The organism is Rhizobium sp. PRIMUS64, from assembly GCF_023006465.1.
Classification (GTDB): Bacteria; Pseudomonadota; Alphaproteobacteria; order Rhizobiales; family Rhizobiaceae; genus Rhizobium; species Rhizobium leguminosarum.
The window spans coordinates 50781-72232 of sequence record NZ_JALBGX010000024.1; the positions used below are offsets into that span (position 1 = coordinate 50781).

Sequence of the window (21452 nt, forward strand, 5' to 3'; positions counted from 1 at the left end):
TCCGCCGACAATATATTGCACCGTAAGCACGGCAGTTCAATGACGTAACTATCACTCAGCGGAAAGCGGAGGCAATCCCGGCCACGTTTTTCGAGAATCGCCGCAGCCTTCCTGTCATCCGGAGGGCCGTTGAACTTCAATTCCTGTTGCGAACCCTTGACCCAGGGCGGCCATTCCCGCATAGGCAGGGCAAAGTTACAAACAGATATGGATCAAGCCATGGGCTTCAAATGCGGTATCGTCGGGCTGCCGAATGTCGGCAAATCGACCCTCTTCAACGCGCTCACCAAGACGGCCGCCGCACAGGCGGCGAACTATCCCTTCTGCACCATCGAGCCGAACACCGGTGAAGTCGCCGTTCCCGATCCGCGCATGCGCAAGCTTGCCGACATCGCCAAGTCCAAGGAACTGATCCCGACCCGCATCTCCTTCGTCGATATCGCCGGCCTCGTGCGCGGCGCCTCGAAGGGTGAAGGCCTCGGCAACCAGTTCCTCGCCAATATCCGCGAGGTCGATGCCATCGTCCATGTGCTGCGCTGCTTCGAAGACAGCGACATCACTCATGTCGAGGGCCGCATCAATCCTGTCGCCGACGCCGAGACGATCGAGACCGAGCTGATGCTCGCCGACCTCGAAAGCCTGGAGCGCCGCACCGAGCAGACGCGCAAGCGTGCCACCGGCAAGGACAAGGATTCGGTGGCGATGCTGCCAATCATGGAAGCCTCGCTGAAGCTGCTCAACGAAGGCAAGCCGGTGCGCACGCTGCTCTCGACGCTCGATGCGGAAGAGATCGTCATCCTCAAGAGCCTCAATCTTTTGACGTCGCATCCGGTGCTCTACGTCTGCAACGTCGCTGAAGGCGATGCCTCGACCGGCAATGAATTCACCGAAGCCGTCGCCGTGATGGCTAGGGAACAGGGTGCCGAAACCGTCGTCATCTCGGCGGCGATCGAAGCGGAAGTTGCCCAGCTTCCCGAAGAGGAAGCCAAGGAATTCCTCTCCGCCCTCGACCTTGACGAGGCAGGTCTCGACCGGCTGATCCGCGCCGGCTACAAGCTGCTCCACCTCATCACCTATTTCACTGTCGGCCCTAAGGAAACGCGCGCCTGGACGATTGAGCGCGGCACCAAGGCGCCGCAGGCCGCCGGCGTCATCCATTCGGATTTTGAGCGCGGCTTCATCCGCGCCAACACCATCGCCTATGACGACTACATCAAATACAACGGCGAAGTCGGCGCCAAGGATGCCGGCAAGGCGCGCGACGAAGGCAAGGAATACGTCGTCCAGGACGGCGACGTCATCCATTTCCGCTTCAACACCTAAAGCAATTCCAGGAAAAGTGCGAAGCGATTTTCCCAGGCAAAGCGCGAGGCGTTTTTGCCGGGAATTGCGTGAAAACAAAGGGTTAGAACGGTTCTGCGCTTCCATGAAAAGCTGAACCGCTCTAACCGGAAATCGCTGCTGTCCCGACCAATGCTTGTCGCCCAACTGCTGAGTAGATTGGGCGACATTTGTTTTACGACGTCGCCGCTGAGACAGCAGGCGGCAGTTTTTGCGAAATGGCGGCTGGCAGCGCCCGCAGCACGATGCGGCGCAGCGGCATCCAGCCTGTTCCGATGATGAGTACGATCGCTCCGACGACAATCAGCGTCGTGTAGATATAGGTATCAACAGTCGCACTCCCCTGCCGGAAAATGCCATAGATCGCAAAACCGAGCGACAGCAGGCCTGACGTGACGAAGGCACGGCGGTCGATGACAAGGCCGATCAGCATTAACACCGCCACGCTGATAACAACGACGGGCGTCTTGATCGACACCGACTGGGCAAGATCCAGCCAACTGCCGTCGAAAGAAATCAGCAGCCTTACGCTGAAGAGCAGCGCCGGCGCAGCACCCAGATGAAGCCAGAAGGCGATATCGGAGCGTGTCGTCCGGCGCAGCCGATCGCCAAGGTCGAAATAGAGCGCCGTCGCGAACAAGCCCAGCGCGCAAGCGAGGAAGACCACCGCCAGCACCATGGGATGATTGCCGAAAAACGCAGGATCCCCGCTCGCCCATTGCACGAGCCGCAAAAGCAGGGTGAGGACGAGTGCAAGGGCCGACATGATGCAGAGCGCCAGCGACAGCGGCACGCGATAACGGGCATAATAGAGGCCGAGAATGATCGGGAAGCCGGCGACGAACTGCGTCATGTCCGCCCCGATGTCGTTAAAGAAGGCTGTTCCCGGCTTGAAGAAGAAGGACATCAGCAGGACTGTCCAACAGAACAGCGCGATTGTCAGGCTGACGGCCGGCAGGGCAAGCCGCTGGCGGCGCACCAGGATTTCCGAGAGCACGATGATTGCAGGCAGCACGGCATAGAGCGCGGCAAGCCCCCAGAGACCGCCCAGCGCCACGGCGACGCCGATGGTGATCAGCACATCGTGGAAGCCGCGCACGAAGCGCGGCGTCTCGGTATCCGACCAGGCCTGTCCCTCCGCCGCCATTGCCGGCTGCGCCTCAGCGACGCCGACACCGCGCTCCGTCAGGAACGGCAAAAGCCGCCCGCCGGCCTCCGGCGAGATCAGCTCTTGGCGCACGGCCTCATCGAGTATCGACCTTAGTTCAGTCATGCCGGTTTATCTCCCCGGAATCATTGAGCCCGCGCGGATGCTATTGTAAGCATTGTGCGCTGCATATGGCGGGAGGAGCGAATGTCGGCAGAAAAGCTTTCCTTCGAGGATTTCCAGCCCGGCCGCGGCTTCACGCTCGGCCCGAAGCTGGTGACCGCCGAGGAGATCATTGAGTTCGCAAGCGAATTCGACCCGCAGCCGATGCATCTCGATGAGGCCGCCGGTCGCGCCAGCATTCTCGGCGGGCTTGCTGCTTCCGGCTGGCATACCTCTTCGATGTTCATGCGAATGATGGCCGAGAGCTATGTGCTGCATTCGCTCTGCGAGGGTGCGCCGGGCGTCGATCTGATGGAATGGCGAAAGCCGGTGCTTGCCGGCGACACGCTGTCGGGCCGCTCGACCGTGCTCGAAGCCCGGTCGATGCGCTCGCGCCCCGGCATGGGCATCGTCAAGTTTCGCCACGAGGTGGAAAACCAGCGCGGCGAACTCGTCTGCGTCTCGGAGAATTCGGTCATGTTCGGCATGCGCGTCCGGCCCGCAGATATCGGCATAAGCCCGGAGACATCCGCATGAGGATGTCCGAGCTTTACACCGTCGGCGAAAAGGCCGAGATCGGCAGCTACACCTTTACCGAGGAAAACATCATCCGCTTCGCGACGCGCTACGATCCGCAGCGTTTTCACGTCGACAAAGAAGCCGCCAAAGACACCCTCTTCGGTGGCCTCTGCGCCTCGGGCTGGCACACCACCGCCGCCTGGATGCGGACCTTCCTCGCCTTTTGGGAAAGGCAGAGCGCCGCACTCGCGCAAAAGGGCCTGACATCGCCGAACCTCGGCCCTTCACCCGGCTTCCAGAAACTGCAATGGCTGCGGCCGGTTTTCGCAGGCGACGTCGTCACCTATTCCGTCGCCTTCCTCTCCAGCCGGCCGCTCGCATCGCGACCAGGCTGGCACCTCAACACCATCCTCTGCGAGGGGGTCAATCAAAACAGCGATCCCGTTATCCGCTTCGAAAGCGGCGTGCTCGAATTCGACTGACACTGCAGGCGGCCGGACGAGGGTTCAGTGCCCGGAGAATTCGACCAGAGTGTGCACGACAACGCCGAGCTCTTCCAGTTTCTTGCGGCCGCCAAGGTCCGGCAGATCGATGACGAAGCAGGCGCCGACCACCTCTGCGCCGATCTGGCGCAACAGTTTCGTGGCACCCACAGCCGTACCGCCAGTGGCGATCAGGTCATCGACCAGGATCACCTTCTCGCCAGGCTGCACCGCATCGCGATGCATCTCCATCTCGTCAACGCCATATTCCAGGCTGTAGGCGATGCGCACGGTCTCGTGCGGCAGCTTGCCCTTCTTGCGGATCGGCACGAAGCCGGAAGAAAGCTGATGCGCCACCGCGCCCCCAAGGATGAAGCCCCGCGCCTCCATGCCGGCGATCTTGTCGATCTTCATGCCCGCATAGGGCTGCACGAGTTCGTCGACCGCCCGGCGGAACGCACGGGGGTTGCCGAGCAGCGTGGTGATGTCACGGAAAATGATGCCGGGCTTGGGATAGTCGGGAATGGAGCGGATGCTGGCTGCGAGCTCCGAAGTCGTATTGTCCATGGAAAGTCCATATTCTGCGAGGGCATGAAACTGGCCGCACCCTATCAATTGCCAGGGGTGGAACCAACAAAAAAGGCGGCCCGAGGCCGCCTTTTGAATGTCGATCGGAAACCGCTCAGTGTTCCTTGTTGGCGTAGATCGAGCGCTTCGTCAGGTAGATCAGCACCGTGAAGATCGCCAGGAAGATCATGACCATGAAGCCGGTGCGCTTGCGCTCCTCGAGATGCGGCTCTGCGGCCCACATCAGGAAGGCGGAGACGTCCCTCGAATACTGGTCGACCGTCGCCGGCGCGCCATCGTCATAAGTCACCTGCCCGTCGGAGAGCGGCTTCGGCATGGCAAGGACGGCTGCAGCGTGGAAGTATGGATTGTAATGTGAGCCCTGCGCCACCTGAAAGCCGGCTGGCGGTTCTTCATAGCCGGTCAGCAGCGCGTGGATGTAATCCGGGCCACCTTCCTGATACTGCGTGAAGATGTCGAAGACGAATTGCGGGAAGCCGCGCTCGACCTCGCGGGCCTTGGCGATCAGTGAAAAGTCGGGCGGAGCCGCACCGTTGTTGGAAGCAGCAGCGGCCTCCGCATTGGGGAAAGGCGCCGGGAAGTGATCGGAAGGGACGGCCTTGCGGCTAAACATCTCGCCGGCCGCGTTCGGGCCGTCCTGAACCTCGTAGTTCGCAGCGAAAGCCTTTACCTGCGCCTCGGAATAACCGAGCTCATCGAGCATGCGGAAGGGCACGAGGTTCATCGAGTGGCAGGCGGAACAGACTTCGGTGTAGACCTTGAGGCCACGCTGAAGCTGACCCTTATCGTAATGACCGAACGGACCGGCGAAAGTCCATTCCTCCTCCTTCGGCTCCTTCAGCGGATAGTGCGGCGTCTCACTTTCCGCGTGATGGGCAGGAGCCGCGCCGTTGGCGGGCGTCGCCTCCTGGGCCAGCACGGCACTGCCAAGACTGGCAGCGAATGCGAACGAGAGAATGCTTGTAACAAGCGTTTTCATATTTCTATTCCCTTCCGTCGCTCGCTTATGCCTTGACCGCTAGGGTCTTGTTGCGCTTTTCGAGCACCGCTTCGGTGATCGAGTTCGGGATGCGGCGCGGTGTTTCCACCAAGCCGAGAACCGGCATCGCGACCAGGAAGAAAGCGAAGTAGAGGAGCGTGCAGATCTGCGAGATCGTGGTGAACAAGCCTTCCGCCGGCTGCGAGCCGAGCCAGCCGAGGATGATCGCGTTGATCACGAACAGCCAGTAGAACAGCTTGTACCAGGGGCGGTAGACGGCGGAACGGACCTTTGAGGTATCGAGCCAGGGCAGGAAGAACAGCACGATGATCGCGCCGAACATCACGAGCACGCCGCCGAGCTTGGAGTCGATCGGGCCGACGTTGAAGGTGATCGAACGCAGCATCGCGTAGAACGGCAGGAAGTACCATTCCGGAACGATATGGGCCGGCGTCTTCAACGGGTCGGCCGGGATATAGTTGTCGGCGTGGCCGAGGAAGTTCGGCAGGTAGAAGACGAAATAGGCATAGACCAGCAGGAAGATCGAGACGCCGAGAGCATCCTTCATCGTCGCATAAGGCGTGAAGCGCACCGTGTCCGTCTTCGTCTTGACCTCGACGCCCGTCGGGTTCGTCTGGCCGACGACGTGCAGCGCCCAGATGTGCAGGATGACGACGCCGGCGATCATGAAGGGCAGCAGGTAGTGCAGCGAGAAGAAGCGGTTCAGCGTTGGGTTTTCGACCGCGAAACCGCCGAGCAGGAACTGCTGCACCCATTCGCCAACCAGCGGAAAGGCGGAGAAGAAGCCGGTGATGACGGTGGCGCCCCAGAAGGACATCTGGCCCCAGGGCAGAACGTAGCCCATGAAGCCGGTCGCCATCATCAGGAGGTAGATGACCACGCCGAGGATCCAGAGGATTTCGCGCGGCGCCTTGTAGGAGCCGTAATAGAGGCCGCGGGCGATGTGCAGGTAGACTGCAACGAAGAAGAAGGATGCGCCGTTGGCATGCATATAGCGCAGCAGCCAGCCGTGGTTGACGTCGCGCATGATCTTTTCGACGGAGTTGAAGGCGACCGACGATTCGGCGGCGTAATGCATGGCGAGCGTGACGCCCGTCAGGATCTGCACCACCAGCATGACGGCGAGCATGGCGCCGAACGTATAGGCATAGTTCAGGTTACGCGGAACCGGATAGGCGATGAAGCTGTCATAGACCATGCGCGGCAGCGGAAGGCGCGCATCGACCCATTTCTCGAGGCCGGTTGATGGCTCGTAGCTGGAATGGCCACTCATTAATCAGTCTCCCCTCAACCGATCTTGATCTTGGTATCGGACAAAAATGAAAAGGTCGGAATCGCCAGGTTCTGCGGCGCCGGGCCTTTGCGGATGCGGCCGGCCGTGTCGTAGACCGAGCCATGGCAGGGACAGAACCAACCATTGTATTCGCCGGCCTGGCCGAGCGGCACGCAGCCGAGATGCGTGCAGGTGCCGATCATGACGATCCAGTTTTCCTTGCCCTTGCCGCCCGAACGGTCAACAGCTGTTGCCTGAGCGTCGACAGGAAGGTTTGCATTGCGCGCGATCGGGTCCTTCAGATCAGCAAGCTGGACGGCGTTTGCCGCTTCCACTTCCTCAGGCGTGCGATTGCGGATGAAGATCGGCTTGCCGCGCCATTTGACCGTCAGCGACATGCCGGGCTCAAGGCTGGCAACGTCGACTTCGATGGAGGCGAGAGCGAGCGTCGAAGCATCAGGACGCATCTGATCGATGAACGGCCAAGCGACCGCAACGGCGCCGACGGCGCCTGCCATACCAGTGGTGAGATAAAGGAAATCACGGCGAGTGGGTTCGCCCATGCCCTCGCTTGTCGTTTCATGTTCGCTCACGGCTAACATCCTCTGCGCAATTTTCGCGGAATTCCGCCCTGCCCCCTCTACCGGCGAATCTCTCTGGACACAATTCGGCCATAGATTCCCCGGCAATCCGGCGCGTTCTATGCTTGATCGCAAATTATGTCCAGCCTTGGCAAGGGGATGAGGGCACAATGTCGCGGGAAATTTCGGATGAATTTTTTAAGGCAAACACGCGCTTGCCATTATGTTGCATTGCAACAAAAACGCCCCCGTGATAGGCGCAGTCGCAGCCATGCCAGCGAGCCGGACCGGAGCGGATGAGAGACACGATTTTTTGCGTATTCAGCGTTCTCACGACGCTCGTTCTCGCCATTGTCTCCCTCCGATACGTCACCGATTTCTATCTGCTGTCCTTCTTTTACAGCTTCCAGGTCCATCTGGCGGTGGCCGGCGCCGTGGCCTCGGTCGCTGCCCTTCTCGTCAAGCGGCACTGGTATGCGCTGCTGACCCTCGCGGTATCGGTGGTCCTTGCCGTCCATGGTGTCGTGATGATGCGCGAATTCGTCGAGCCGGCTGTCGAGGAGAGCCGCCCCGCCCTCTTCAGGCTGATGTCCTTCAATATCGAGAATGACAATTTCGCAAACGGCCCTGACATCGCCGATATGGTCATTGCCTCAGGCGCCGACGTCGTCAGCATCCTGGAGGCCGAACCGCTGCTGTCGGAATTGCCGCGGTTGTTGAAGATCTATCCCTATTACATCGGCTGCGGTGTCGGCATGGAGCAATGCGATACGCTGGTGCTGTCGAAGCGTCCGTTGATCGAACCCCGTATCCGCAATCTCGGCCTGCTCTGGCGCAACCGGCTGACGATCTCGACGATCGATTTCGATGGCCAGAAGATCAATTTCCTCGCCGCGCATCTGACCAAACCTTATTACGACGAATTCCACGGCCTGGAAATCGAGGATCTTGCGGAGATCATTCCCTCCCTTTCGGGACCGCTCGTTCTTGCCGGCGATTTCAATACGTCGATTCTGGCGCCCGACGTGCAGTATCTCATGCGTAGCCAGGGCTTGGGCACGGTATCGCTAGAGCCCGCGACATGGCCGATCCGCGCCGGTGCTTTCGGCATTCCGATCGATCATATCTTTACCCGGGCGCCCCTGCGGCTGAAATCGGTTCGCCGCATCGAGAACGGCTTCGGATCAAATCATTTTGGCCTGATGGCGGAATTCGTCGTCGACCCCTAGGCCCGCATCCTCATCCGTAGCGAGGAAGCCGCCAGACTGGCGCGCCCAAAGTTCCGCATAGAGTCCACCGCGGCGAAGCAGTTCGTCATGGCTGCCCTCCTCGATGATCCGGCCGAGATCGACGACGATCAGCCGGTCGAGCGCTGCGATCGTCGACAGCCGATGGGCGATCGCAAGCACCGTCTTGCCTTCCATGATGCGATGGAGATTGGACTGGATTGCTTCTTCTACTTCCGAATCGAGCGCCGACGTCGCTTCGTCGAGAACGAGGATCGGCGCGTCCTTCAGCATGACGCGGGCAATCGCGATGCGCTGCCGCTGCCCGCCTGACAGTTTGACGCCGCGTTCGCCGACATGCGCATCGAAACCTCTGCGGCCCTGCTGATCTTGCAGGCGTTCGATGAACTCGATGGCTTCGGCGCGCCCGGCCGCCTCGACCAGCCCCTCCTCGCCGGCATCGGGCCGCCCGAACAGGATATTGTCGCGCACTGAACGATGCAGCAACGAGGTATCCTGGCTGACGACGCCGATCTGCATCCTGAGAGATTCCTGCGTCACGGCTGCAATATCCTGGCCGTCGATCAGAATGCGCCCGTCCTGAATATCGTAGAGGCGCAGCAGCAGGTTCATCAGCGTCGATTTCCCCGCGCCCGAACGGCCGACGATCCCGACCTTTTCGCCAGGCCGAATGGTCAGGGAGAAATTCTCGACGACCGGCTGATGACCCTTGCCGTAGCGGAAGGAAACATTGTCGAAGCGGATGCCGGGCTGCCGAATCACCAAGCCTCTGGCGTCCGACCGATCGACGAGCCCCAGAGGCTGGGAGATCAGCTCGGCGGCGTTCTGGATGGTGCCGAGATTGCGCATGATGCCGTTGAACTGCGTCATCAGCCGACCGAGGAGGAAATTCAACCTGAGCACCAGTGCCAACGAGAATGCCACGGCACCGGAGCTGACCAGACCGCGCAACCAGAGATCGACGCTCAACCCCGCCATCGTCACGATCATCAGGCCGGAGAGCAGCGCCATCGAGGCCCTGACGCCCGTGATGAACCGCGTGAAGCGCAGCACAGTATCCTGGTAGATATCGAAACCCTGCCGCATGTAGCGGTCGCTCTCCTCGTCGCGGGCAAACAACTTCAGCGTCTGCATGTTGCTGTAGGAGTCGACCATCCGGCCATTCAGCATCGATCCGGCTTCCGCCGTTTCGCGGGAATGATGGCGGATCCGCGGAACGAAGTGGCGGGCAAGCAGGCTGAAGGCGCAAAGCCAGAACAGCACGACGGCAGCAAGGGAAAAGTCCAGCCGGGCAACGAGCACAAGCGTCGTTGCGGCATAGATGCCGACGAACCAGACGCTTTCCATCAGCGAGGTGACGAGATCGCCGGTTGCTTGCCCGGCCGACCAGACTTTGGTGACGATGCGCCCGGAGAAATCACTCTGGAAGAACGACAACGACTGCCTGGAGACGTGGAGATAAGATTGCCAGCGTGCGAGATTATAGAAGCCCGGCGTGATCACCTGCTGGTCGACGAGGGCAATCAGGAAGGCGACGACGAAACGCACGAGCCCGATGAGGGCGAGCATGCCGAACAATTCGCCGCCATGGGCGGCGAGAAGACCGTTCCAGCCGGACCCAGGCGTGATGCTGCCGAGGATATCGACCAGGCGTCCGACGAACCAGAACAGTGCGGCCTCGATCGCCGCCGATGTCCCACCCAGAACGAGCATGGCGACGAATGGCATCCTCGCCTGGCCGATATAGAACCAGATGAATCCGAGCGTCGAGCGCGGCGGCTGGAGATTGGCGCGTGGGCGGAACGGATCGATCCAGGTTTCGAACCGGCGGAGGATGGGGTTCAGCAACATAGAAGCGATATAGGCGGATTAGCCGAGCTGGCAAAGGGAATGAAAAGCGGACAGAATGTTATATTTTGGTAATTATCGGTAACATCGGCGGCATACCCATTGAATGCCCCCGAACTGGTCACAATCTCACGTTACGATCGGGGTTTACCGGAGACCACTTCCATGGAAACGAAAATGCTCGATGTGCATGTTCCGCTTCCGCTTGCAGAAAGGCTGGATGCCCTGGCATTCGCCCTGGGGTTGCCGCGCGACGAGATCATCGCCGAGGCCATCACCACCTGGATCGATCAGGAGGAGCACCGCCGCCTCGTCGCCCTGCGCACGATCGCGGCTGTCAACACCATGGTCGTCGTCGAGCATCACCGCGTGATCGATTGGGCCGACAGCCTTTGAACGGACAAGAGGCAAACGGAGTCAGTTCTTCAGCAACCGTCCGGCAAGCTTATAGCCAATCCTAAGAATTCAAGAGGCCCTCCCCGCTTTCGCAGGGAGGGCCCCATTGCATCTTATTGCGCCGCCACTTCCGCTTCCTCGGCGTGATCGGAGAGGAAGCCGCCGGACTGGCGGTTCCAGAGGTCGGCATAAATGCCGCCTCCTTCGACCAGCTCGATATGCGAGCCGGCCTCGATGATCCGGCCTTTGTCGAGCACGATCAGCCGGTCCATCTCCGTCAGCGTCGAAAGCCGGTGGGCGATCGCGATCACCGTCTTGCCCTCCATCAGGGCGAAGAGGTTTTCCTGGATCGCGGCCTCGACTTCCGAATCGAGCGCCGAGGTCGCCTCGTCGAGCACGAGGATCGGCGCGTCCTTCAGGAAGACGCGGGCGATCGCGACACGCTGCCGCTGGCCGCCGGACAACTTGACGCCGCGTTCGCCGACCTGTGCGTCGAGCCCCGCGCGGCCCTGCATGTCGACGAGGCCTTCAATGAACTCCCAGGCATTGGCGCGTTTGGCGGCCTCGATCACCTCGTCGTCCGTTGCTTCGGGACGACCATAGGCGATGTTGTCGCGGATCGAGCGATGCAGCAGCGAGGTGTCCTGCGTCACCACGCCGATCAGCGAGCGCAGGCTTTCCTGCGAGACGCCGGCGATGTCCTGCCCGTCGATGGTGATGCGACCGGCCTCCAGATCGTAGAAGCGCAGCAGCAGGTTCATCAGCGTCGTCTTGCCGGCGCCGGAACGGCCGACCAGGCCGACCTTCTCCCCCGCCTTGATGTCGAGCGACAGGTTGTCGATGACGCCCTTGCTCTTGCCGTAGTGGAAGCGGATGCGGTCGTAATGGATCGCGCCCTTCTTCGCCGTCAAGGTGGGTGCACCCGGCTTGTCGACGATATCGTGCTGTTTGCTCATCATCTCCATGCCGTCATAGACCGTGCCGATATTCTCGAACAGCGCCGAGACTTCCCACATGATCCATTGCGACATGCCGTTGACGCGCATGGCAAGACCGATGGCGATGGCGATAGCGCCAACCGAGATCGCGCCGTTCAGCCAGAACCAGATCGACAGGCCCGAGATGACGAAGAGCGCAACACAGTTGTTCACGTAGACGCAAATATGGAAGAGCGTCACCTTGCGCATCTGCTTGTGCACGGTCTGCAGGAACTCGTCCATACCCTCCTTGGCATAGACCTCCTCGCGGCCGGCATGCGAAAACAGCTTGACGGTCGCGATATTCGTATAGCTGTCGACCACGCGCCCCGTCATCATCGAGCGCGCATCCGCCTGCGCCGCCGCGATCTTGCGAAGCCGCGGCACGAAATAGGCGACGATGCTGATATAGACCGCGAGCCAGACGAGGATCGGAATCATCAACCGCCAGTCGGCCGCTGCGATAACTATGATCATCGTCAGGAAGTAGGTGACGACATAGACGAAGACGTCGAGGATCTTCATTACCGTCTCGCGCACGGCAAGCGACGTCTGCATCACTTTGGTCGCGACACGCCCGGCAAACTCGTTGGCGAAGAACGACATGCTGTGGCGCAGCAGGAAGCGGTGCATCTGCCAGCGTGCGATCATCGGATAATTGCCGAGCATCATCTGATGCATGATGAGCGAATCGAGCCCGGCCGTCAGCGGCAGGCCGACCAGCACCAGCGCCGCCATCCAGAAAAGCTTGTGGCCTTCTCTCTCCAGGAATGTGGCGCGGTCGGCATTGGTCAGCCAGTCGACGATGTCGCCGAGGAACTGGAAGAGCGCCACTTCGCCGATCGCGATCAGCGCGGTCAGCACGGCCATCAGGCCGAGCCAGGGCGCAGCCGGTTTGCTGTAGTGCCAGCAAAAGGCAAAAAGACCTTTCGGCGGGGCGACAGGGTCCTCGCTTGGAAAGGGATTGAGTCGCTGTTCGAACCAGCCAAACATGAAATTGCTCCGAAACGTCACCGTTCCGGCTCCCGGCTTCGCGCCATCCCAGCGCACTGCAAGCACATATGGGAACCGAACGTTCAAGGGGCGAGGCTGAGACAGCCGCACAATGGATCAAAAAAGGAAATTCAGGGAAGAAACCCGCACTATCGGCGGAAAATCGCACCGCTTGGCATCACGGCCGGGAGGCGCACATACAGCAAAATATTCATTCTGGCGCTCCTTGCTGGCGATTAAAGATATGCACCGATAACGCGAAAACGAGGAATTTTCCAGCCCTGTTCTGCCGAAAAATTCATCTTTTCGGGTCCAAACGCGCCCTGTTGCGTCGAAATCACAGTTGCATTAGGCCTTTTGCGGTGAAAGCGGAAAGATAGCGGATCATGACTTCACTGAGACTGGCACTCTACCAGCCGGATATTCCCGGCAATACCGGCACGATCCTGCGCCTTGCCGCCTGCCTTGGTTTCGCGGTCGATCTGATCGAACCGGCCGGCTTCGACATCTCCGACCGCAACCTGAAACGGGCCGGTATGGATTATCTTGCCGCCGCCGCCCTCACCCGCCATGTCAGCTGGGACCGCTTCGAGGCGTGGCGTCTGACCACCGGCCGCCGCCTGATCCTCGCCTCGACCAAGGCTGCGGAGCGCTACACCGATCTTGCCTTTCGCCCGGACGATATCCTGCTCTTCGGTCGCGAAAGCGCCGGCGTGCCGGATCAGGTGCATCAGAGGGCCGACGCCCGCATTCTGATCCCGATGCTCGAAGGCCAGCGCTCGATCAACGTCGCCGTCTCGGCCGCCATGATCGTCGGCGAGGCGATGCGCCAAACCGTCTGGGCCTGACGGACACCGGCGCCGAGGGAGCAAAGCCCGCGGAATTGCCGATCCGCTCCAGACTATGTCGCAAAATAGCGTTGTCTATCTCTCAAACCGGCGTATATTTATTAGCCGGGCAATCAAAAATTCAGTATTGGCCTCCATGATTCCAACACGTTGGAATGGCCATGTGAGGAAAACCGCATTTCTCCAGATCTGTGAAAGAAGAATAAAAACAACAAAATGGACTCTACAATCATCATGATCAACCTGTTCGGCGCCGTGGCTCTGCTGCTGTTCGGCCTCGCGCAGGTGAAGGATGGCGTATCCAGAGCCTTCGGCGCCCGCCTGAGAACGGGGCTGGCGACCGGCACACGCGGCAGTCTTCGTTCCTTCCTGTCGGGCCTCGTTGCGACCGTCGCACTGCAGAGCTCGACGGCAACGGCGCTGATGACTGCCTCCTTCGTCGAGCGTGACCTGATCAAGCCGCGCATGGCGCAGATTGTTCTGCTCGGCGCCAATGTCGGCACCGCGATCACCGCCTGGATCGTGGCAACGGGCATAGAATGGCTCTCTCCTCTTCTCATTCTTGTTGGCATTGTGCTTTACCGCGGCCGTTCAAGCACCAGCCAGGGCGGCGGCACAGCGCTGATCGGTATCGGGCTGATGCTGCTGTCGCTGCACCTCCTCGGTCTTGCGACGGAGCCGATGCGCGCCTCCCCTGCTCTCGCCGCCTTCATCGGCCTGCTGGATGGCGCCCTGCCCGTGGCAATGATCGTCTCGGCAGCACTTGCCTTCGCATCCTCGTCGAGCCTTGCGGTGGTGGTGCTCATCCTGTCGCTCGCCTCGGCCGGCGTCGTCTCCGCCGAACTCGTCATCGTGCTCGTGCTCGGCGCCAATCTCGGCGGCGCGATACCGCCTGTCGTCGCGACATTGTCCGGTCCGGTTTCGGCCCGGCGCGTCACCCTCGGCAATCTCGCCGTCCGCACGCTCGGCTGCCTTATCGCCTTGCCGCTGGCGGGTTATGGGGCGGAACTCATCCAGTTGCTGCCCTTCGGTCCTGCCAAGCTGCCGGTCGATGCGCATCTTGCCTTCAACCTTCTGCTGGCGGCGCTGGCCTGGCCATTCTCCCGGCCGCTCGCCACCCTGATGGCCCGGCTGGTGCCGGATCAGGCCGAGCCTGACAGCGCCCCGAAATATCTGGATGCTCAGGAGCTTTCGACGCCGGTCGTGGCCCTGGCCAGCGCTACCCGCGAAGTGCTCGGCGTCGGCGACTTGATCGAGCGCATGCTGATCCGGGTCTCCGAAGCCTTCGAGCGTAACGACGCATCGAAGCTTGCCGAGATATCCGCCCTCGAAGAGCGCGTCGACCGGCTGCAGCAGGCGGTGAAGGTCTATCTCTCGAAGCTCGGTCGCGAGGGTCTCAGCGACGAGAACGCCCGCCGCTCGATCGTCGTCATCGATTATGCGATCAACCTCGAACATATGGGCGACATCATCGAGAAGGGCTTGCTGGAGCAGGTGGCGAAGAAGATCTCCCTCGGCCTGAAATTTTCCGAGGACGGTCATCAGGAACTGCGGAAGCTGTTCGATCTGACGATCGACAATCTGCGCGTCGCTCAGACGATCTTCGTCACCCGTGACTTCAATCTCGCGCGCCAGATGATGGAGGTAAAGGTCGAGGTGCGCCGGATGGAAAAACAGTCTGCCGAGCGCCACCTTGAACGTCTGCGTGACGGCCGCGCCGACAGCCTGCAGACGAGTTCTCTGCATCTCGACATGCTGCGCGACCTGAAGCGCCTCAACGCCCACATTGTCTCGGTGGCGCATCCGATCATGGACGAAAACGGCCTGCTGATCGAAAGCCGTGTGCGGGCGACTACGAAGTGAACGTCAGTCGGCCGAAGGCAGGCGGCGCATGGTGAATTCGATCTGGTCGCCGTCGAGCTGACGCCAGCTCTCCACCTCGGTCCAGTAGGCGGCTTTCGGATATTCGTCGAACCATTCGCGCGCCTTGGCGCGTGCGTCCATGAGGCCGAGGCAATATGTCTCACGCACGAAATGGTCTTTCCTGCTCGGGGGATTTTCCGCCCGATGTCTCGCTATCCTGCGCTTCAGGCCGTCGAAGGACGGAGGCCCTGGAACTTTTTTCATCAAACCTACCTCCTCGGAAAAGGTAGTATCGAAATTCTTGATTTGCGAGTCGAATCTTGGAAGCGCTCAGCGGTGCTTGGCCACGCTTGGCGAGATGCAGCGCCAACTGCTAATCATGGCGCGCAATCAAGAATGAGCGAGTCGCCTCCGAAGGAGATGTCGACCGTCGGAGGCGTAAATGGAAAGACCGGAACTGCCGATCGGCTTGCCTGACGATATCGAAGAGAAGAAGGCTGCCGCCCGCAGTTGGTTCGAGGAATTGCGCGATACGATCTGCGCCTCCTTCGAGGCCCTCGAGGATGAGTTGGAAGGGCCACTCTCCGACCAGGAGCCCGGCCGCTTCGTCGCCAAGGACTGGTCACGCGAAAACGGCGCCGGCGGCGGTGGCCGGATGTCGATGATGGAAGGCCGCGTCTTCGAAAAGGTCGGCGTCCATACCTCCACCGTCTACGGCGAATTTGCCCCGGATTTCCGCGCCCAGATACCCGGCGCCAAGGACGATCCGCGTTTCTGGGCCTCGGGCATCTCGCTGATCGCCCATCCCGTGAACCCAAACGTTCCGGCCGTGCACATGAACACTCGCATGGTCGTCACCACCAGCCGCTGGTTCGGTGGCGGGGCCGACCTGACGCCGGTGCTGTCACGCCGCCGCACGCAGGAGGACGAAGACAGCCAGCTCTTCCACAAGGCCATGGAGATCGCCTGCCGCAATCATGCAGTCGCCGATTACGATGCGTACAAAGCCTGGTGCGACGAATACTTCTTCCTGAAACACCGCAACGAGGCCCGTGGCATCGGCGGCATCTTCTACGACTGGCTGCATTCAAGCGAGGAAGCCGGCGGCTGGGCCGCCGATTTCGCCTTTACGCGTGATGTCGGCCGGGCCTTCGCCATGGTCTATCCAAAAATCGTCCGCTCCAACTTCAATAAATTGTGGACAGAGGCCGATCGCGACGAACAATTGATCCGCCGGGGCCGCTACGTCGAATTCAATCTGCTGTATGATCGCGGCACAATCTTCGGCCTGAAGACCGGCGGCAACGTTGAATCCATTCTCTCTTCGTTGCCCCCCGTCGTCCGCTGGCCATGAAACTGTGATATCTCGTCGATAAATTCGAGGTGATAGACCTTCACGAAAATTCAGTGCGTCCTAACTTTATATGTATGTGCGTAACAATCGGAGGAGGATTGTCATGACGATACAAAGTGGCTCGCCAGCGTCTACGGATGTCCAGGAAACATCCCGCACGATCGACACATCCGAGTTTCTGACGCGCATCGCCGAGAAACTGCGGACCAAGAGCGGCTCGGATCTGCCGCTGTCCTGCTTCATCGAGCAGGTCAAGCTGCAACTGGCCGGCGGGAAGTCGCCGGAACAGCTGCAGAACGAAGCAGCGGCCGCCAACAGCAACATGCCCGGTCAGCTTTCGGATACCTACAAAGCCTGGGCGATGCCCGACTGATACGGCCTTTACTGGCCGGCATGTCGATGCCGGCCGGAACCTTCCCTCCCCCCGCACATTCATAAATCGCGTAAGATCGCGATCGTCGTTGTGTTTTGAACAGAGGAGAAGACCATGCGACTTTTCGAATGCGGCACTCTCGTTCCGGGCTGCGCCTGGCATACACGGGCGGATAGCGACGCCGAGGTGGTTCGCCGTGCCGTCGAGCACCTGAAAGATGCTCACGGCGAAACCACGATCCGCGAGAACATGGTGGATAATATCAAGGCTCGCATCCGTGACGAAGCGACCGCCGCCTGATTATTGCACGCGTTCCTGCAGCCGGGCGAGCAGCGCCGCCCGGTCGGAAACGAAGTTTTCCTCCACCCACTGGTTTTCCAGGCCGGCAAGCAGCTCGCCGACGCGCGGACCGGACGCGATTCCTGCCGAAATCACGTCGCCGCCGTTCAGCGGAAACTGCGGTTTCTTCCAGTGCATTGCCTTGTCCAGCAACTTGATAAGCCGCGCCGACCGCGCCATTTCGTCGAAATCGCTTTCAGCCTTGCCGCGCGCAACCGCAAGCGCCAGCTTCAGCCGTGTCGTGATGCCATCGGCACCGTTGCGGTAAAGCAGCCGTTCGAAGGCCGCCGACGACATGTCGTCATTAACAGGCGCTGCCATTGCCCAGGCCTTGAGATAGGCCGCTTCCGCATTCGAGAGCTTGAGCCGGGCTGCGAGCGCCTCCATGCGCGCCGCATCGGGCGGCACGATCGCCGCAAGGCGCAGCAACGGATCGGGCGTCCAGCCGAGCGCCTTTTCGGTGGTGATCAGCGAAGGGATCGCATCGATCCCCCATCGTTCCGATTCCGGGAGGATTTCCGTCAGCACCGCCACCTGCCGCATCCAGAGCAGCGCCCGGCCGGGATCGCCGGCGCCAAGCAGCTTTCGCAGTTCCGACCAGACGCGTTCTGCTGAAAGCGTCGTCAGTTTCGAACGCGCCGCGGAACACGCCTTCAGCCCCTCGGCATCCGGCCGTCCGGAACCGTAAAAGGCAAAGAAGCGGAAGAAGCGCAGGATGCGCAAATGATCCTCGGCAATACGCCTTGCGGCATCGCCGATGAAGCGGATGTTGCGCGTCTCGATGTCGGCAAGTCCGCCAACGAGATCCACCACCTCGCCCTCGGCATCGGCATAAAGCGCGTTGATCGTCAGATCCCGCCGTTCGGCATCCGCCCTCCAGTCTGTGCTGAAGGCAACCTTGGCGTGGCGTCCGTCGGTCTCGACGTCGGTGCGAAGGGTCGTCACCTCGAAGGGCTTGCCGTCGATCACGAGCGTCACCGTGCCGTGCTCCAGGCCGGTTGGGACTGCCTTGATGCCGGCGCCCGCCGCCCGCTCCATCACCGCCTCCGGTCTGAGTGTCGTGGCTATGTCGACATCATTGACCGGCAGGCCCATCAGGCTGTTGCGCACCGCCCCGCCAACCACACGCCCTTCCCCGCCATCGGCGCTGAGAAGTGCTAAGATCCGGCCGAGCGCCGGGTCGCGGAACCATGCTTGGTCGGCAAGGACGGTCATGCATAAAGCCTTTCGTAAAGCGTGCGGACGATGCCGGCGGTGATGCCCCAGATCATTCTGGTTTCATAGGGCACGCGGTAGAAATGCCGGTCGATGCCGTCGATGACACGCCTGTCGCGGGTGTGATTGGCAGGATCCATCAGGAAGGAAAGCGGCACCTCGAACACGTCGTCCACCTCGGTCGGGTTCAGCGTCAGCGCAAAGCCCGGCGTGACGACGCCGAGCACCGGCGTGATGCGAAAGCCCGTCGAGGCAAGGTAATTCGGCAGCCGCCCGACGGTTTCGACGAAGGAACCGGCCAGTCCGATCTCCTCCTCCGTCTCGCGGATCGCCGCCATTTCAGGGGAGATATCGGTGGGATCGATCGAGCCGCCGGGAAAGGCGATCTGCCCGGAATGTTTGCGCAGCGTCGCCGTGCGCTTGGTGAAGATCACATGCGCCTCTTCGCCGTCGTCGACGACGGGCACGAGCACGGCGGCGTCGCGCAGTTTGAAGGTCTCGACCTCGGCGACGATGTCGGGGTTGAGGATATGGTCCCCGTGATCGCGCCAGGCATGGTCGACCGGCCCGCCATTCTGATTGAGCGCGCGGCGGCGGAATTCGGTTGCGGAAAACAGCGGGTAGCGGTGGGTGATCGCATCATTCATCGGCAAAGCGCATCCAGTTCGTCGGCCGGCATGACCGGGAAGACCTCGCCGGCGGAGCAGATCGCAAACATCGCCCGCCCCTCCACGTCGAAAGTCTCGCCGAGCGCGACCAGTTCATACATCACTGCACGCGACACCAGCGCCTCCAGCCGCCCGCGCACATGCAGATAGGGTTTCAATTCGGCGTTGCCGTCAGCAATGGCAAAGCGCAGCCGATGCTCCCCTCCCGCCTCCACGACATCGCCGACATTGGTGCGGAAGGTCAACACCTGTTGGCCTTCGCTCTCCGTCACGCTCATCTCCACGGCGATGAAAGGCGCGTCGACGACCCTTATCCCAACCTTTTCCACAGGAGTTACGAGATAGGTCTTCTGGTCGTCATCTTTCCTCAAAACCGTCGAAAACAACCGCACCAGCGCCGGCCGGCCGATCGGCGTGCCCATGTAGAACCAGGTGCCGTCAGCCCGGATTTCCATGTCGATATCGCCGCAGAAAAGCGGATTCCAACGTTCGACCGGCGGCAACCCTCGTTTTTTCTCGCCACTTTCCTCAGACGCACGCGAAATCAGTGCGGCAAGTCCCGCCGCATCCGCCTGTCCGCTGATTTCCTCGGCTGCCATTCTTCCGTCCCGGTTTGTCCTTAACGAAGTAAAGTCACGAGATAGTCATTCGCAACGAACTTGTCAGCCCGTCACATCTCCATAACTCTATCGGGTATGAGGCACATGTATAAGTCCGCCGATTCGCTGCCGAATGATTTCAGCCGTTGGAGATACGCATGGGTATGATGAAGACCGAAGCCAGCCTCGATGAAAAGGCGATCGTCGCCGCCGCCGAAAAGGCGCTCTCCGATATTGCCGCCATCCGCGGGGAAGTCTCGAAAGTGATCTTCGGTCAGGAAAGCGTCGTCGAGAACACCATTCTCGCTGTGCTGTCAGGCGGTCATGCCCTGCTCGTTGGCGTTCCCGGTCTTGCGAAGACCAGACTGGTGACCACGCTCGGCGAGGTGCTCGGCCTTGCCGCCAACCGCATCCAGTTCACGCCGGATCTGATGCCCTCGGATATTCTCGGCTCCGAGGTAATGGACCAGGACGACAATGGACGCCGCTCCTTCCGTTTCGTCAAGGGCCCGGTCTTCGCCCAGCTTCTGATGGCCGACGAGATCAACCGCGCCTCGCCGCGTACCCAGTCGGCCCTTCTGCAATCCATGCAGGAATATCACATCACAATCGCCGGCCAGCGCTATGACCTGCCGGCGCCCTTCCATGTGCTCGCCACCCAGAACCCGCTCGAGCAGGAAGGTACCTATCCTCTGCCCGAAGCCCAGCTCGACCGCTTCCTGCTGCAGGTCGACGTCAACTACCCCGAACTCGCCGCCGAGCGCCAGATCCTGCTCGAGACGACGGGCTTGGGCGAAACCCGGCCGGAAGCCGTCATCGATGCGCAGCGGCTGATCGAGATACAGACCCTGGTGCGCCAGATGCCGGTGAGCGACACGGTCGTCGATGCCATCCTGGCGCTGGTGCGTTCCGCCCGCCCCGGACAGGGCAATGCCTCGACCGACAAGAACGTCGCCTGGGGTCCAGGCCCGCGCGCCGGCCAGGCAATGATGCTCTGCGCACGCGCCCGCGCGCTCTACGAAGGCCGTCTCGCACCGTCTCTGGACGATATCTTCGCGCTCGCCGAACCCATTCTCCAACACCGCATGGCGCTGACCTTCGCCGCCCGCGCCGAAGGCATGTCGGTGCGTGACGTCATCGCCGGACTGGTCAAGCAGGCAAAGGGATAAGGAAGCCGGACGCGTGGCATCTATCGGACAGATCGTCAATCCGACACCCGGCAGCGATGCCCTTTCTCGCGCCAGGCAGCGGGCCGCCCTGGTGCCGGACTGCCTGGTGGAAGCCAAGCGCATCGCCAACACAGTGATCGCCGGCTGGCATGGTCGCCGCAAGCGCGGCATCGGCGAGAATTTCTGGCAGTTCCGTCCCTATGCCGAGGGCGAGAGCCTGTCGCGCATCGATTGGCGCCGCTCCGCCCGGGACGACCACACCTATGTGCGCGAGCGCGAATGGGAGGCGGCGCACACGATCTGGCTCTGGTGCGACATGTCGCCCTCGATGATGTACAAGTCGAGCTATGGCAACGTGTCCAAGGAAAGCCGCGCGCTGGTCATCATGCTGGCGCTTGCCGAAATCCTCGCCCGCTCCGGCGAGCGCATCGGCTGCCCCGGCATCATGGAACCCGCCTCCGCCCGCAACG

General features: G+C 61.2%; 23 protein-coding genes. 12 read left to right on the plus strand and 11 right to left on the minus strand.

Annotated elements, in window-relative coordinates; genetic code table 11:
- Nucleotides 1-219 precede the first annotated feature (219 nt).
- Nucleotides 220-1323, plus strand: a complete 1104-nt coding sequence (gene ychF / locus MOV76_RS12750; protein WP_026188481.1) for a redox-regulated ATPase YchF — start codon at nt 220-222, stop codon at nt 1321-1323.
- Nucleotides 1324-1516: 193 nt separating this feature from the next.
- Here the strand turns inward: ychF and MOV76_RS12755 are convergent, their stop codons facing one another.
- Entirely contained in the window at nt 1517-2614 is a 1098-nt protein-coding gene (locus tag MOV76_RS12755) for a hypothetical protein (RefSeq protein ID WP_247264650.1), read from the minus strand.
- 81 nt (nt 2615-2695) lie between these two features.
- Between MOV76_RS12755 and MOV76_RS12760 the strand changes: the two genes are divergently transcribed.
- Together MOV76_RS12760 and MOV76_RS12765 are read left to right on the plus strand one after the other, a co-directional pair.
- Entirely contained in the window at nt 2696-3187 is a 492-nt protein-coding gene (locus tag MOV76_RS12760) for a MaoC family dehydratase (RefSeq protein WP_247264651.1), read from the plus strand.
- Nucleotides 3184-3651, plus strand: coding sequence for a MaoC family dehydratase (locus MOV76_RS12765; protein ID WP_018243043.1), 468 nt, complete (start codon nt 3184-3186; stop codon nt 3649-3651). Before MOV76_RS12760 ends, MOV76_RS12765 begins: the two co-directional genes overlap by 4 nt.
- Before the next feature lie 24 nt (nt 3652-3675).
- Here the strand turns inward: MOV76_RS12765 and MOV76_RS12770 are convergent, their stop codons facing one another.
- From MOV76_RS12770 to petA, 4 genes are all read right to left on the minus strand, one after another.
- The gene (locus tag MOV76_RS12770; RefSeq protein ID WP_018243044.1) at nt 3676-4218 is read right to left on the minus strand and encodes an adenine phosphoribosyltransferase; all 543 of its coding nucleotides are present in this window, start codon (nt 4216-4218) and stop codon (nt 3676-3678) included.
- A gap of 115 nt (nt 4219-4333) precedes the next feature.
- Entirely contained in the window at nt 4334-5218 is an 885-nt protein-coding gene (locus tag MOV76_RS12775) for a cytochrome c1 (RefSeq protein WP_047618577.1), read from the minus strand.
- A gap of 25 nt (nt 5219-5243) precedes the next feature.
- Nucleotides 5244-6512, minus strand: coding sequence for a cytochrome b N-terminal domain-containing protein (locus tag MOV76_RS12780; protein ID WP_018243046.1), 1269 nt, complete (start codon nt 6510-6512; stop codon nt 5244-5246).
- 14 nt (nt 6513-6526) lie between these two features.
- Nucleotides 6527-7105 carry a ubiquinol-cytochrome c reductase iron-sulfur subunit gene (petA, locus tag MOV76_RS12785; protein ID WP_026188482.1) on the minus strand — a complete coding sequence of 193 codons (579 nt, stop codon included), beginning with the start codon at nt 7103-7105 and terminating at the stop codon, nt 6527-6529.
- Between the two features lie 284 nt (nt 7106-7389).
- On the opposite strand from petA, the gene MOV76_RS12790 reads away from it, so the two are divergent.
- On the plus strand, nt 7390-8322 hold the full coding sequence (locus MOV76_RS12790; RefSeq protein WP_130717389.1) for an endonuclease/exonuclease/phosphatase family protein: 933 nt from the start codon (nt 7390-7392) through the stop codon (nt 8320-8322).
- Here MOV76_RS12790 and MOV76_RS12795 read toward each other — a convergent pair.
- Nucleotides 8278-10191, minus strand: a complete 1914-nt coding sequence (locus MOV76_RS12795; protein WP_247264652.1) for an ABC transporter ATP-binding protein — start codon at nt 10189-10191, stop codon at nt 8278-8280. The two genes, MOV76_RS12790 and MOV76_RS12795, sit on opposite strands and share 45 nt — an antisense overlap.
- Nucleotides 10192-10353: 162 nt before the next feature.
- Between MOV76_RS12795 and MOV76_RS12800 the strand changes: the two genes are divergently transcribed.
- Entirely contained in the window at nt 10354-10584 is a 231-nt protein-coding gene (locus MOV76_RS12800; RefSeq protein WP_018446685.1) for a CopG family ribbon-helix-helix protein, read from the plus strand.
- A gap of 113 nt (nt 10585-10697) precedes the next feature.
- Here the strand turns inward: MOV76_RS12800 and MOV76_RS12805 are convergent, their stop codons facing one another.
- On the minus strand, nt 10698-12554 hold the full coding sequence (locus MOV76_RS12805; RefSeq protein ID WP_018243051.1) for an ABC transporter ATP-binding protein: 1857 nt from the start codon (nt 12552-12554) through the stop codon (nt 10698-10700).
- Nucleotides 12555-12940: 386 nt separating this feature from the next.
- On the opposite strand from MOV76_RS12805, the gene MOV76_RS12810 reads away from it, so the two are divergent.
- Nucleotides 12941-13402: a tRNA (cytidine(34)-2'-O)-methyltransferase gene (locus tag MOV76_RS12810; RefSeq protein ID WP_130729335.1), complete on the plus strand. Its 462-nt coding sequence runs from the start codon at nt 12941-12943 to the stop codon at nt 13400-13402.
- Nucleotides 13403-13618: 216 nt separating this feature from the next.
- The gene (locus MOV76_RS12815; RefSeq protein WP_018243053.1) at nt 13619-15265 is read left to right on the plus strand and encodes a Na/Pi cotransporter family protein; all 1647 of its coding nucleotides are present in this window, start codon (nt 13619-13621) and stop codon (nt 15263-15265) included.
- A 3-nt stretch (nt 15266-15268) separates the two neighbouring features.
- Here the strand turns inward: MOV76_RS12815 and MOV76_RS12820 are convergent, their stop codons facing one another.
- Entirely contained in the window at nt 15269-15529 is a 261-nt protein-coding gene (locus MOV76_RS12820; protein ID WP_018243054.1) for a hypothetical protein, read from the minus strand.
- 178 nt (nt 15530-15707) lie between these two features.
- On the opposite strand from MOV76_RS12820, the gene hemF reads away from it, so the two are divergent.
- The 3 genes from hemF (at nt 15708) to MOV76_RS12835 (ending at nt 17292) form a co-directional block, all read left to right on the plus strand.
- Nucleotides 15708-16619, plus strand: a complete 912-nt coding sequence (gene hemF, locus MOV76_RS12825) for an oxygen-dependent coproporphyrinogen oxidase (RefSeq protein WP_113542355.1) — start codon at nt 15708-15710, stop codon at nt 16617-16619.
- Between the two features lie 103 nt (nt 16620-16722).
- Nucleotides 16723-16992, plus strand: coding sequence for a hypothetical protein (locus MOV76_RS12830; protein ID WP_018243056.1), 270 nt, complete (start codon nt 16723-16725; stop codon nt 16990-16992).
- Nucleotides 16993-17106: 114 nt separating this feature from the next.
- Nucleotides 17107-17292: a DUF1059 domain-containing protein gene (locus tag MOV76_RS12835; protein WP_003561358.1), complete on the plus strand. Its 186-nt coding sequence runs from the start codon at nt 17107-17109 to the stop codon at nt 17290-17292.
- Here MOV76_RS12835 and MOV76_RS12840 read toward each other — a convergent pair whose 3' ends face one another.
- From MOV76_RS12840 to MOV76_RS12850, 3 genes are read right to left on the minus strand one after another with little or no spacing between them, the layout of a single operon-like run.
- Nucleotides 17293-18546: a CCA tRNA nucleotidyltransferase gene (locus MOV76_RS12840; RefSeq protein ID WP_247264653.1), complete on the minus strand. Its 1254-nt coding sequence runs from the start codon at nt 18544-18546 to the stop codon at nt 17293-17295. It abuts the gene before it with no gap.
- Entirely contained in the window at nt 18543-19193 is a 651-nt protein-coding gene (locus MOV76_RS12845) for a CoA pyrophosphatase (RefSeq protein WP_018243058.1), read from the minus strand. The genes MOV76_RS12840 and MOV76_RS12845 overlap by 4 nt, the downstream gene beginning before the upstream one ends.
- Nucleotides 19190-19813 carry a DUF1285 domain-containing protein gene (locus MOV76_RS12850; protein ID WP_130729338.1) on the minus strand — a complete coding sequence of 208 codons (624 nt, stop codon included), beginning with the start codon at nt 19811-19813 and terminating at the stop codon, nt 19190-19192. The genes MOV76_RS12845 and MOV76_RS12850 overlap by 4 nt, the downstream gene beginning before the upstream one ends.
- A 158-nt stretch (nt 19814-19971) precedes the next feature.
- On the opposite strand from MOV76_RS12850, the gene MOV76_RS12855 reads away from it, so the two are divergent.
- Both MOV76_RS12855 and MOV76_RS12860 read left to right on the plus strand, forming a co-directional pair.
- Nucleotides 19972-20982, plus strand: coding sequence for a MoxR family ATPase (locus tag MOV76_RS12855; protein WP_113542358.1), 1011 nt, complete (start codon nt 19972-19974; stop codon nt 20980-20982).
- A gap of 13 nt (nt 20983-20995) precedes the next feature.
- On the plus strand, nt 20996-21452 hold a 457-nt coding region (locus MOV76_RS12860; protein ID WP_247264654.1), incomplete at its 3' end, for a DUF58 domain-containing protein.

Bases quoted from the DNA above. Each gene is read 5' to 3' on its own strand.
- MOV76_RS12830 (WP_018243056.1), top strand. From the start codon at position 16,723: ATGACGATACAAAGTGGCTCGCCAGCGTCTACGGATGTCCAGGAAACA.
- MOV76_RS12855 (WP_113542358.1), top strand. From the start codon at position 19,972: ATGGGTATGATGAAGACCGAAGCCAGCCTCGATGAAAAGGCGATCGTC.
- MOV76_RS12840 (WP_247264653.1), bottom strand. From the start codon at position 18,546: ATGACCGTCCTTGCCGACCAAGCATGGTTCCGCGACCCGGCGCTCGGC.
- MOV76_RS12815 (WP_018243053.1), top strand. From the start codon at position 13,619: ATGGACTCTACAATCATCATGATCAACCTGTTCGGCGCCGTGGCTCTG.
- MOV76_RS12805 (WP_018243051.1), bottom strand. From the start codon at position 12,554: ATGTTTGGCTGGTTCGAACAGCGACTCAATCCCTTTCCAAGCGAGGAC.
- hemF (WP_113542355.1), top strand. From the start codon at position 15,708: ATGGAAAGACCGGAACTGCCGATCGGCTTGCCTGACGATATCGAAGAG.
- MOV76_RS12850 (WP_130729338.1), bottom strand. From the start codon at position 19,813: ATGGCAGCCGAGGAAATCAGCGGACAGGCGGATGCGGCGGGACTTGCC.
- MOV76_RS12835 (WP_003561358.1), top strand. From the start codon at position 17,107: ATGCGACTTTTCGAATGCGGCACTCTCGTTCCGGGCTGCGCCTGGCAT.
- MOV76_RS12795 (WP_247264652.1), bottom strand. From the start codon at position 10,191: ATGTTGCTGAACCCCATCCTCCGCCGGTTCGAAACCTGGATCGATCCG.
- MOV76_RS12810 (WP_130729335.1), top strand. From the start codon at position 12,941: ATGACTTCACTGAGACTGGCACTCTACCAGCCGGATATTCCCGGCAAT.
- MOV76_RS12780 (WP_018243046.1), bottom strand. From the start codon at position 6,512: ATGAGTGGCCATTCCAGCTACGAGCCATCAACCGGCCTCGAGAAATGG.
- MOV76_RS12770 (WP_018243044.1), bottom strand. From the start codon at position 4,218: ATGGACAATACGACTTCGGAGCTCGCAGCCAGCATCCGCTCCATTCCC.
- MOV76_RS12765 (WP_018243043.1), top strand. From the start codon at position 3,184: ATGAGGATGTCCGAGCTTTACACCGTCGGCGAAAAGGCCGAGATCGGC.
- ychF (WP_026188481.1), top strand. From the start codon at position 220: ATGGGCTTCAAATGCGGTATCGTCGGGCTGCCGAATGTCGGCAAATCG.
- MOV76_RS12775 (WP_047618577.1), bottom strand. From the start codon at position 5,218: ATGAAAACGCTTGTTACAAGCATTCTCTCGTTCGCATTCGCTGCCAGT.
- MOV76_RS12790 (WP_130717389.1), top strand. From the start codon at position 7,390: ATGAGAGACACGATTTTTTGCGTATTCAGCGTTCTCACGACGCTCGTT.
- MOV76_RS12800 (WP_018446685.1), top strand. From the start codon at position 10,354: ATGGAAACGAAAATGCTCGATGTGCATGTTCCGCTTCCGCTTGCAGAA.
- MOV76_RS12845 (WP_018243058.1), bottom strand. From the start codon at position 19,193: ATGAATGATGCGATCACCCACCGCTACCCGCTGTTTTCCGCAACCGAA.
- MOV76_RS12760 (WP_247264651.1), top strand. From the start codon at position 2,696: ATGTCGGCAGAAAAGCTTTCCTTCGAGGATTTCCAGCCCGGCCGCGGC.
- MOV76_RS12820 (WP_018243054.1), bottom strand. From the start codon at position 15,529: ATGAAAAAAGTTCCAGGGCCTCCGTCCTTCGACGGCCTGAAGCGCAGG.
- MOV76_RS12755 (WP_247264650.1), bottom strand. From the start codon at position 2,614: ATGACTGAACTAAGGTCGATACTCGATGAGGCCGTGCGCCAAGAGCTG.